General features: G+C 70.3%; 7 protein-coding genes. 2 read left to right on the forward strand and 5 right to left on the reverse strand.

Translation table 11 applies throughout. The features are described from left to right. From C5B85_RS15855 to C5B85_RS15870, 4 genes are all read right to left on the reverse strand, one after another. The gene (locus C5B85_RS15855; RefSeq protein WP_104286978.1) at positions 1 to 825 is read right to left on the reverse strand and encodes an ABC transporter ATP-binding protein; all 825 of its coding nucleotides are present in this window, start codon (positions 823 to 825) and stop codon (positions 1 to 3) included. Between the two features lie 4 nt (positions 826 to 829). Then, positions 830 to 1921, reverse strand: coding sequence for an ABC transporter substrate-binding protein (locus C5B85_RS15860; RefSeq protein WP_104286979.1), 1092 nt, complete (start codon positions 1919 to 1921; stop codon positions 830 to 832). A gap of 87 nt (positions 1922 to 2008) precedes the next feature. Beyond that, on the reverse strand, positions 2009 to 4897 hold the full coding sequence (locus C5B85_RS15865; RefSeq protein WP_104286980.1) for a molybdopterin cofactor-binding domain-containing protein: 2889 nt from the start codon (positions 4895 to 4897) through the stop codon (positions 2009 to 2011). After that, on the reverse strand, positions 4894 to 5721 hold the full coding sequence (locus tag C5B85_RS15870; protein ID WP_104286981.1) for a xanthine dehydrogenase family protein subunit M: 828 nt from the start codon (positions 5719 to 5721) through the stop codon (positions 4894 to 4896). Before C5B85_RS15870 ends, C5B85_RS15865 begins: the two co-directional genes overlap by 4 nt. Positions 5722 to 5891: 170 nt before the next feature. Here C5B85_RS15870 and C5B85_RS15875 point away from each other — a divergent pair, with 170 nt between their 5' ends. Both C5B85_RS15875 and C5B85_RS15880 read left to right on the forward strand, forming a co-directional pair. Beyond that, on the forward strand, positions 5892 to 7076 hold the full coding sequence (locus C5B85_RS15875) for an XdhC family protein (protein ID WP_104286982.1): 1185 nt from the start codon (positions 5892 to 5894) through the stop codon (positions 7074 to 7076). Positions 7077 to 7382: 306 nt separating this feature from the next. Beyond that, the gene (locus C5B85_RS15880; RefSeq protein WP_104286983.1) at positions 7383 to 7934 is read left to right on the forward strand and encodes an NTP transferase domain-containing protein; all 552 of its coding nucleotides are present in this window, start codon (positions 7383 to 7385) and stop codon (positions 7932 to 7934) included. Positions 7935 to 8160: 226 nt separating this feature from the next. Here the strand turns inward: C5B85_RS15880 and C5B85_RS15885 are convergent, their stop codons facing one another. Then, positions 8161 to 8493, reverse strand: a complete 333-nt coding sequence (locus tag C5B85_RS15885; protein WP_104244631.1) for an L-rhamnose mutarotase — start codon at positions 8491 to 8493, stop codon at positions 8161 to 8163. Between the last annotated feature and the right edge of the window lie 90 nt (positions 8494 to 8583).

Genomic DNA, 8583 nt, shown 5'->3' on the forward strand with positions numbered 1-8583 from the left:
TCAGGCCTCGGCTTCTGCGTGTCCGTGCACGCCGAACAGCAGCTCGGAGGCGCGGTCGACGAGCGCGTGGAACTCGGGCGTGCGCATCATCTCGGGGGTGCGCGGCCGCGGCAGGTCGACCTCAATGATCTCCTGCACGCGACCGGGACGCGCCGACATGACGGCGACCCGGTCCGCGAGGAAGATCGCCTCGCTGATGCCGTGCGTGACGAGCAGCGTCGTCGCGGGCTTCTCGGTCCAGATGCGCAGCAGCTCCAGGTTGAGGTTCTGCCGCGTCATGTCGTCGAGCGCCCCGAAGGGTTCATCCAGCAGCAGCACCGAAGGCTTGAGCACGAGGGCCCGAGCGATCGACGCTCGCTGCCGCATGCCGCCAGAGAGCTGCGCCGGCTTGGCGTTCGCGAAGTCGCTGAGCCCCACGAGGGCGATCAGCTCATCGACGTACGCCTTGTCGACCGGTCGCCCCGCAACCTCGAACGGCAGCTCGATGTTCTTGCGGATGCTCCGCCAGGGAAGCAGCGCGTGGTCCTGGAACGCGATGCCAAGCTCGCTGTTCGCGCGCAGCTGGTCGGGCGTCTGCCCGTCGACGAGCGCACTGCCGGACGTGGGGTGGTCGAGGGCTGCGAGGATGCGCAGGATCGTCGACTTGCCGCATCCGGACGGCCCGAGGAGCGCGAGGAACGAGCCCTTGTCGGTGTGCAGGTCCGTGTCCTGCAACGCCAGCAGCGATTTCCCGCCGCGCAGCTCGAAGGACTTTGAGACGCCGGAGATCTGGATTCCGGTGCCGGTTTCGGCACCGGAATCCGTTGTTGTATCGGTGAGGGTCATGGGATTAGGGCTGGTAGTTCTTCAGCTCGGGGTTCTCGGTGTAGATCTCGTCGAGGATCGTCGTGTCGAACAGGTCGTCGACCTCGAGCTCCCAACCGGCAGCGGCGAGGGAGGCGATGGACTGGGCCTTGAGCTCGTCCGAGATGGTGAACAGGCCGTTGGCCTCCGTCTCCGGCGTGGAGATCAGCTGGGCCTGGGCTTCGAGCCCGGCCTTGACCTTCGCGGGGTCGAGTTCACCGAAGGTCAGGTCGCCGGCAGCGGCCGATGCGTTGTAGTGCTCCGTCACCTTGGTGACCGTGTCGTCCACCGGCTGCGTGAACGTGTCGGTCCAGCCCTTGATCTCGGCGATCAGGAACGCCTTCACGAGGTCCGGGTTCTCGTCCAGGTACTGCTGGGTCACCGTGACCGCCTCGGCGACGTACGGCAGGCCGTTGTCCGCGTAGGCGAGGTTCGTGACCTCGTACCCTTCCATCTCGACCGTGATGGCCTCGTTGGTCAGGTAGGCCATGAAGCCGTCGACCTCACCGTTCATGAGGGGCGTCGGGTCGAAGTCGACGGGGACAACGGTGACCTGGTCCTCGCTGATGCCGTTCGCGGCGAGCAGCGCCTTGAACACGGAGGCGTTCGAGTCCTGCACGCCGATCTTCTTGCCGACGAGGTCCTCCGGGGTAGCGATGTTGCCCTTATCCGTCAGCGAGAGGATGGTGAACGGGTTCTTCTGGAACGTGGTCGCGACGATCTTGAGCGGGGCATCCTGCTCAGCGACCGCGGCCCCGACGGAGGCGGCGTCGCTGAGCGCGAACTGCACCGAACCGGAGAGGAGCTTCGCGACGCCCGTGTCCGGACCCGCGACGCCCTGCACCGCGGAGAACCCCGCCTCGTCGTAGTAGCCGTTGTCGTAGGCGTAGTACTCGCCCGCGAACTCCTCGTTCTTGATCCACGAGTACTGCACGCTGATTTCGCCGTGGTCGACGGATGCGCTCCCCGGGGACGTCTCTGAAGCGCTTGGCGAGCACGCTGTGAGGGCGAGCGCGGCCGTTGCGGCGAGAGCGAGTGCCGCGGTTGCGCGTCGGCGGGTTCTGGTGAGTGTGTGCATCGGATCTCCTTGACTGCAGTGGGGTGGGTCGTGTCTGGCGCGCGTCGATCAGCCGTCAGCCACTCCCTACTCGCGACATTAGGCAGGTCATATTTCGGGGATGGGTTCGTGGGTGTTACGGGCGTGATTCGCAATTCGCCAGACCCTGTCGCGAGTGAAGGGCTGCTCGAACGGGCGGCTCCCGAGCGCGCGCGCGATGGCGTTGCCGATGGCGGGTGCGACGGGGTTGTATGGCGACTCGCTCATCGATTTGGCGCCGAAGGGACCGAGGTCGTCGCTTGTGTCGGCGAAGTACACCTCGGTGTTCGGCACGTCGGCGAACTGGGGAACCCGGTAGAGACGGAAGACGGGGTTGGCGACGCGGCCGTCGTCGTGGAGCGTGACCTCCTCGTAGAGGGCGCTGCCGAGGCCCTGCGCGACGCCCCCTTCAACTTGCCCGCGACACTGGGCAGGGTTCATGACGTACCCCGCGTCGGCGGCGTGCACGGACTGCAGGATGCGCACCGTTCCGGTCTCCGGCTCGACGGCCAGCCTGACGGCGTGCACGTTGAACGCGAGCGAGCGGTGCTCGCCGAGCTCGCTGCCGTCGGCCGTGATCTCGCCACCGTTCCCCTCCGACGCCAGCTGCGCGAAGCCGATGAGCCCGCTCGCTGTCTCGACGCCGTCGAGCGCAAGCTCGACATCCGCCAAGGGTGAGCCGGTGATCGCCGCGGCGCGCTCCCGCATCCGCTCCCCGAGCGACAGGCAGGCGGCGTGCAGCGCCTTGCCCGCGACCGTGATGCCCGCGGAGGCGAAGGCACCCGTGTCGTGCTCGACCGCATCCGTGTCCGAGTTCCACAGCACGAGTCGGTCGAAGCTCGTGCGAAGGTCGGTGGCCGCGATCTGCTTGAGCACGGTTGTCGTGCCGTTGCCGAACTCGGCCGTCCCCGTCCGCAGCAGGTAGGTGCCGTCTGCGCGGAGCGTCGCGGTCGTGTGCGCGATGTGCCCGAACGGCGCCATCGTGGCGATCATGGCCGCAGCGACGCCCTCCCCGACGAGCCAACCCGGCGGGGCCTCCGCGCCGTTGCCGCGGCGCAGCGCGTCCTGCGCGAGATCGAGGCACTGGTCGAACCCGTAGCTGCCCCACACGAGGTCGTAATGCCCCGGGTCATCGCCCTCGCGGATCGCGTTGCGTCGCCGGAGCTCGAACGGGTCGAGGTCGAGCTCCTCGGCAAGCATGTCCATCGCCGACTCCACGCCGAGGATCACCTGGCCGAGCCCGTAGCCGCGGAAGGCGCCGGAGGGGACCGTGTTCGTGTACACGACCTCCGCATCCAGTCGCCGCAGCGGGACGCGGTAGATGGTCGTCGATTCCGCGAGCGAGTGGAAGAGAACGCCGCGCGAGTGGTTGCCGTACGCGCCCGTGTTGCTGAGCACGTCGAGCTGCATCGCCGTCAGCAGCCCGTCCGCGTCGGCGCCGAGCGTGACCGACACCCGCATCGGGTGCCTGACGGCCGCGCGCTGGAACTCGTCGGTGCGCGAGAACTCGTAGGAGACGGGCCTGCCCGTGGCCAGCACCGCGAGCGCGACGAGGTCCTCGGTGAAGATCTCCTGCTTGCCGCCGAACCCGCCGCCGAGGCGCGCGGCCATTACCCGCACCCGGTCTCGGTCGAGGTCGAAGAGGTGGGCGATCTCGTCGCGGGCGAGGAACGGCACCTGCGTCGAAGAGCGGATGACGAGGCGGCCGTCGTCGTCGAGCCAGCCGATCGAACCGTGCGTCTCGAGCTGTGCGTGCGTGACGCGCGCGGTCTGCCACGAGCCGGACACGGTGACGGCGCTCGAGGCGAACGCCTCGGTGAGGTCCGGGCCCGCGTGGACGCTCGTGATGACGTTTCGGTCCGCCTCGTCGACGCGTTCCTCCGGCGTACGGTCCGGGTGCACCAGCGGGGCGCCCGGCCGGCGGGCCTCCTCGGGGTCGAAGACCGCCGGCAGCGGCTCGTACTCGACGCGGACGAGGGCGCGCGCCGCATCCGCCGCATCCGCGGACTCTGCGACGACCGCGGCGACACGCTGCCCGATGTGCCGCACGACGCTGTCGAGCAGGAGCGTGTCGTCGGGGTCGTCGGTGCGGTGCTCGTGGCGGGCAGACGAGTAGCGGCGCTGCGGGACGTCCGCGTGCGTGAAGATCCGCACGACTCCCGGCACGGCGAGGGCCTCCGTCGTGTCGATGCTCAGGATGCGCGCGTGCGCGTGCGGGCTCGTCACGACCCGCAGGACCAGCGCGTCGCTCGCCGGATGGCCAGGCGGCAGGTCGAACGTGAACGGCTCGAGACCCTGGACGATGCGTCGCGCGGCTTCGGGGACGACGGAGTTGCCGACGGTTTGGGGGTCGGGCGCGGGGTCGCGCGCGGGCCTGGGGTCGGGCGCGGGCCGGGACTGGGCTTGAGCCTCGGGCGCGGGCGACACGTGGGGCAGCGGCTTGGGCTTGGGCTGAGACGCGGTCTGCGGCAAGGCCTTCGAGGTGGCGGATGTCTTCGACGCGACGCAGCTCTTCGCGCAGGATCCCGCGCGCACGGACCCGCAGATCGCCTCCCGGATGGGGCGGTAGCCCGTGCAGCGGCACAAGTTTCCCTTCATCCGCTTGTCGAACTCGTCGAGGTCGGCTTCCCCCAGCGTCGACGCGGTCACGCTCATTCCCGGAGTGCAGAAGCCGCACTGGAAGCCGAACCCCTCCGCCAGCGCCTCCTGGACCGGGTGCAGCTCGTCGCCCGGCGCGAGGCCGGCGGCCGTCGTCACGCGACGCCCCTCGACCCGCATGGCAGGAATCAGGCACGAGTGCACGGGCGTGCCATCGAGCAGGACCGAGCAGGCGCCGCAGTCGCCCGCGTCGCATCCCTTCTTCACGGTCGTGGAGCCTGTCTCGCGCAGCAGGGTCCGCAGACACTGACCGGGTCGGGGCTCGGAGGTGCGTTCGGTGCCGTCTACTTCGAACTTCATGAGAGCCGCCCCCGGATGCGCTCGGCGAGCACCAGGCTCACGGCGCGACGCCAGTCGGCCGAGCCGAGCGGGTCGGAGTAGTAGCCGTCGGTCTGCCCGATGCGCGCGGCAAGCTCCTCGACGGTCGGTAGCTGCGCGAACGCGAGCACGGTCGGCCGACTCGTGGCGGCCGTGATCGTGAAGACGCTGCGGCCGTTCGGGTCGATTCGACCCGTCACGACGGCGCCGGAGCGACCGTACTCGGCGAGCGCGATCTTGAGGAGCAGGGCGCGCGAGCGCAGCGCGGTCGCGGGCAGGTGGATGCTGCGGAGCACGTCGCCGGGCTGGAGGGCGGTCGTCCCGTCTCCCGTCACGAGCTCCGCGACGGGCATCCGCACATCCTCGGTGCCGCGCCAGATCTCTGCCGTCCCGTCGAGCGCGACGCACAGCGAGATCATGCCAGCCGCCGCGAAGGCGCGGCAGATGTTACCCCCGACCGTTGCCGTGTTCCAGATCTTGAACGAGGCGAGGAGCGCGTCCGCGGCACCGCGAACAAGCGAGACCGCCGGCCACTCCTCCTGCACTGGCAGCGTCTCGCCCTTGCGCACGCGCTCCGCCCACGCGACCAGCGTCGCAATCGTGCAGGTCGCCGAGATGCGCAGTCCGTCAGCGTCAACCTCAAGGTCTGGCCACGGCATTCCAGTCAGGTCGACGAAGCCGGTCGTCGTCGGCTGGGGCTCGCTCATGAGCCACGTGCCTCCCGCCATGATCGCCTCGCCTGGGGCGAGGAGCAGCTCCTCGCGGGTTCGTGCGACGCGGTACGAGCGCACCGTCGTGATGTCCATGGCACCTCCCGGTCATGACTCGCGCACGAGCATCCACGGGTGCGCGAGATCGGATGCTCGGGAGTGAAGCAGACGGCCGTTTCGGCGGTGTTTCGATCGTGGGTCGCGGACGCCGATGTCTTTCATGTCCCTGCAACAGGCACGCAATGGGGCGCGCCTAGCGTTTCGGCATGCGAGGAATCCTGCCGATGGCTGCCGTGTGGGCGAGGCGTGGGCGCCCGTTCGCGATGGCGACGCTTGTCGCCGTCAGCGGCAGCGCGCCCCGGGAAGTGGGCGCGAGCCTGATCGTGTCCGCCGACGGCGAGGTGTTCGGCAACGTGTCGGGCGGGTGCGTGGAAGGCGCCGTGTACGAGCAGTGCCTGCTCGCGATCAAGAGCGGCGCCGCGAGCGTCGAGACGTTCGGGTACAGCTCGGCGGAGGCGTTCTCGGTCGGACTCAGCTGCGGTGGCGTCATCCAGGTGCTGGTGCGTCCTGTGCTGCCCGGGAGCGCCGCCGCCCACGACGTGCTGCTGCTGGCCGAACGCGAGGCGCGGGCCATGCAGGTGACCTACACGCTGACGGTTGCTGGGGCCGATCTCGGGCGAGGTGCGATTGACCAGACGGCGCCGCCCTCGGCGGGTGCTGTCACCATCACCCTCGGTTCGCCGCCCCGGCTCGTCATCGTGGGCGCGGTCGAGTTCGCCGTCGCCCTCTCGCGCATCGCGATCGCCGCGGGCATGCGCGTCACGGTTGTCGACCCGCGCGAGGTGTTCGCGACGACAGCCCGCTTCCCGGGCGCCGAGGTGGTTGTCGCCTGGCCGCACCGCTACCTGGCGACCGCTGAGATGGATGCGCGCACCGCCGTGTGCGTGCTCACGCACGACCCGAAATTCGACGTGCCAGCGCTGCGCGTCGCATTGGCTTCGGCGGCCGGGTACGTCGGCGTCATGGGGAGCCGACAGACGCACGAAGAGCGGCTCGAGCGGCTCGCGGAGCGCGCTGGGTCGTCGGGGCCCGCGGGGTTCACGGAATCGTCGACGCTTGGGGAGCAACCAGCGCCTGCGGAAGCGTGGAAGTCCACGGGAGCATCGGCGCCAGCTGATGCGCAAGCGTGGACGTCAGCGGAAGCATCGGCGCCAGCTGAGCCGCCGGCGCGTGCTGCAGCATCGGCACGTGGGGAGCGGCCCGTGCCGCCCGAGCAGCTGGAGCGGCTGCGTTCCCCCATCGGCCTGGACCTGGGCGGGCGAACCCCCGAGGAAACGGCCCTCTCGATCCTCGCCGAGATCATCGCCGACCGACATGGCGCATCCGGCCGCCGCCTGTCTGAGCTGTCCGGGCCGGTGCACCGGCCGCTGGGTGTGCGCGTCGCCACGTGAACGCCGAGTGGGCGCGGGTTGGCACACATGTGAGGAGCTGCGTGTGAGCCGAAGCGTGTGGCGCCGCCCAGGGCGTCGAGTGCGCTCCGCGCAGACCTGGGGTTTGCGCATCCAAAGCGGCGCATGCGGATGCGCGAGCCCCAAGTCTGCGCGGGCGAGTCAAAACGCTGTGCAGACCTCGCGGTTGCGCAGCCAAAGCGGCGCATGCAGATGCCGGAAGCCCAGGTCTGCCCAGGGGGCGCGGAGAGACCTGGGGGTTGCGCATGCGGCGAGGCCAGCCGAGATGCTTTCGGCCCAGGTGAGCGGGTGAACGTGTCCGGGGTTGTGCTCGCGGCGGGGGCCGGCTCGCGGTTCGGCGGGCCAAAGGCGCTGGCGTCGCTGCCCGACGGCACGCCGTGGGTGGCGCGGGCAACGGAGACACTTCTCGGGGCCGGATGCTCAGAGGTGCTCGTCGCCCTCGGCGCCGGGCGGGCGGAGGCGGACGCGCTCGTACCGGCGAGCGCGACGGTCGTGACTGTGCCGGACTGGTCGGAGGGCCTCGCAGCCTCGGTGCGCGCCGCGCTGCATGCCGCCGCGGTGACCGACGCGGACGCCGTCCTGCTGGTGCCCGTCGATACGCCCGAGCTGCCGGTCGCGGCCTGCCGGAGGGTTCTGAGCGCGGGCGGTTCGCTCGCCCGGGCGAGCTACGAGGGCGAGCCTGGGCATCCGGTGCTCATCGGGCGCGCGCACTGGACCGCCCTCGCCGCAAGCCTCGACGGGGATCGAGGCTCGGGTGCGTACCTGACAGCTCAGGGCGCTGTCTCGGTCGAATGCGGTGACCTATGGCACGGCCGCGACATCGACACCCGCCCGCCGTAAGCCTCCACCAGCGCCCGCGCCCGCGCTGGCCCCGCCCGCGCACTCCCCCGCCCGCCCGCGCACTCCCCCCGCACTCCCGCCCCCTCCCGGCGCATCCACACGAGAAACGCATGTTCGTTTCGAAACGAAGGAGCTTTTCCCGTGCGGATGCGGATGCGGATGCGGCCCCGGACTGGGCCGGAGGGTGGCGAACAGGGCGCGAACAGGGCGGCGGGCGGAAAGCCGGCTACGCGCCGAGCTGGTCTTCCAGGTTGAAGACTTCGACGAGGGGTGACGCGGCCTGGTCGGCGCGACCCTCGAGGCCGTCGAAGAACTGGGACATGTCGGCCTCCCAGCGCGCCGCGACGGGCGATGCCGCGAGGTACGCGTTGGCGGCGGCCTCGTCGTCGACGTCGTAGCTGCCGAACAGGGTGCCATCCGGCGCGAGGAAGAGCGAGTAATTGCGGCGACCGGCGGCTGCGATCTCGGCGAGCATCTCGGGCCACACTTCGGCGTGACGGCGCACGTACTCGTCGATGTGCTGGGGCGCGACCTTGAGCTGGAATCCGATTCGTGGCATGTGGTTCTTCCTATCTGATGAGGCGCGTCGCCGGAGCGAGCGCAGCGGTGCATCCACCCGCCCCGTCCGCCCGCTACCGCCGCCCCGCCC

This window comes from Pseudoclavibacter sp. AY1F1 (genome assembly GCF_002931075.1).
Taxonomy (GTDB): domain Bacteria; phylum Actinomycetota; class Actinomycetes; order Actinomycetales; family Microbacteriaceae; genus Pseudoclavibacter.

Excerpts from the sequence above, each read along its gene's own strand:
- C5B85_RS15855 (WP_104286978.1), bottom strand. The coding sequence starts at position 825 with ATGACCCTCACCGATACAACAACGGATTCCGGTGCCGAAACCGGCACC.
- C5B85_RS15865 (WP_104286980.1), bottom strand. The coding sequence starts at position 4,897 with ATGAAGTTCGAAGTAGACGGCACCGAACGCACCTCCGAGCCCCGACCC.
- C5B85_RS15885 (WP_104244631.1), bottom strand. The coding sequence starts at position 8,493 with ATGCCACGAATCGGATTCCAGCTCAAGGTCGCGCCCCAGCACATCGAC.
- C5B85_RS15870 (WP_104286981.1), bottom strand. The coding sequence starts at position 5,721 with ATGGACATCACGACGGTGCGCTCGTACCGCGTCGCACGAACCCGCGAG.
- C5B85_RS15860 (WP_104286979.1), bottom strand. The coding sequence starts at position 1,921 with ATGCACACACTCACCAGAACCCGCCGACGCGCAACCGCGGCACTCGCT.
- C5B85_RS15875 (WP_104286982.1), top strand. The coding sequence starts at position 5,892 with ATGCGAGGAATCCTGCCGATGGCTGCCGTGTGGGCGAGGCGTGGGCGC.